Genomic DNA, 1,897 nt, shown 5'->3' on the forward strand with positions numbered 1-1,897 from the left:
GAAGACACTCGAAAAGTAGATGGAAATTCTGAAAAGATATTTAATTAAGCAACTACTTAGAAGTAACTGGAAAACTATTGGCGTACTTTGAAAAGCATATATTGTTACGGGATAAAGGATATAAAAAAGAGTGTGACAAAAAAGCCTAAGGTTTAGGCTTGCCAAAATATTCAATAAGTGTTCTATGCAGTCTTACTTTGTATAAGATTGCCAAAGCTAAAGCCGGTATGCTTTATCCAAGCATCTAAATGTATATTGATTACAGAAAAAGTTGCTAAAGCCATACGCAGCATAGCACTTCGAGATTTGTATTCTTCAATGTCATAATCATTAAACATTCGTTTGTTTGAGCGTTCAACAGAAGTTCTGGTTTTAAATTTATCTTTAAATTTTTCAGAACTACGGGGTACAGGAGGAAACATCCTCGGATCATAGTCAGGTTTAATGTGAATAACTTTACCATATTTACTGTTAGAGCATTTACACTCTGCAGGAGGTTCTAAGCCTTTTACTGCAAAATAACAACGGTATTTGATTCCCTTAGGTTTTGAATACCCCCAATTGGCAAAAGGGATTCCACCCATGCAGATAGGATTTCCATTACCATCAAAACAAAGTATATCAGGATGGGGATAATCAAATTTTGCTTTGGTTCTAGAATCTAACGAAATAAAAGGCAGAATATCATAGCGTTTAAGCAGCTCATAAGTAGGATAGTTATCCATGGCTCCGTCAGCAATAAAGTTTTTAAAGTGAAGGTCAGGATAAAGATTGTGAATACTTTCAAGTGCAAAAACTGTAGTGATGCTGTCATGGCGACTAGCCTGTACCATCTTAATGTAGATTGGAAGATCATAGGGACTATCGGAAGCAGTTACGTTAAAGAGAGTATTTCCAAAGAACCACTGCTCTCTATAACTATCCCATCCCCAACGTGCATCAGGATCTGAATATCGTCTGGGACAATGGCAGTTATATATGCCTTTAGATTTGCAGTCACAAACTTTGACTCCATAATGGCTGGCACCAGAATAGAAAGGTGAACCATCAAAGGCAACGGATAAGTTATTGATATCTCCAAGGATGCCCATATTAGAAGAGGTATCAACAACACATCGAGCAATAAATTTTTGAAAAATGGTTTCAGGACAGAAATTTCTAAGCTTACCGCCCAAAGCCTTATCAACAAGTTTTTTAACAGTTCCAGAATGCTTAGGAGGTTGTTTCTCTCCAGCTTTGAGTTTTTTCCTAGGCTTGGATGAGAAACTTTTAACCTTAAGTTTACGCTCAACGTGAAGTTTATGATCTAAAATCCATAAACGTACTAAAAAGTCATAATATGAGGATGCAGATGGGACACCATCTTCAAAACCACATATATCAAGAATCAAAGGATCAAAAGCTATTTTTTTAGCCCAATTTGTGATAGAATGTTCCTGTTGATCAAGCATTAATACGAGAGATCGTATTATACCTTGCTGATTTTTGGCGGGGCGGCCTAAATCAGAATATAAAGGCTTGATTACAGGGAGCAGGCTATCAAGGTTGAGAAGATAGAGTTTTGAAATACTCTTATCAAGTGCAACCAGCCTGCTTTTTTGCATTTCATAGTGAAGAAGCATTTTAAGATATAGCTGTTCTTGATATTCTAAATGAGGAATCCAATTTCGTAACATAATTAACCTCCTTGGGGAAATAGTATTTTAAAATCACAATACAATTTTACTCATAAAAAGAGGGGTTCTATCAAACGAAATGTTTTCTAGATTAGGATGCTACTGGTAATAAGTTTATTGGAAAATATGATATTAATTTAGCTTAAATATTAGGGGTGAAGCAGAGATGCTGAACCTTATACTATATAAAAATCAAGCTCTCTGAGTTTTCGAGAGCGTAC

Annotated in this window: 1 protein-coding gene; it reads right to left on the reverse strand. The window is 35.7% G+C overall.

Translation table 11 applies throughout. The features are described from left to right. Positions 1-182 precede the first annotated feature (182 nt). A complete protein-coding gene (locus tag CLCOS_RS22895) occupies positions 183-1,676 on the reverse strand; it encodes a hypothetical protein (protein WP_063600730.1) in 1,494 nt (497 codons plus the stop codon). Positions 1,677-1,897 lie beyond the last annotated feature (221 nt).

The sequence above is a fragment of the Clostridium coskatii genome, assembly GCF_001675205.1.
Lineage (GTDB): Bacteria > Bacillota > Clostridia > Clostridiales > Clostridiaceae > Clostridium_B > Clostridium_B ljungdahlii.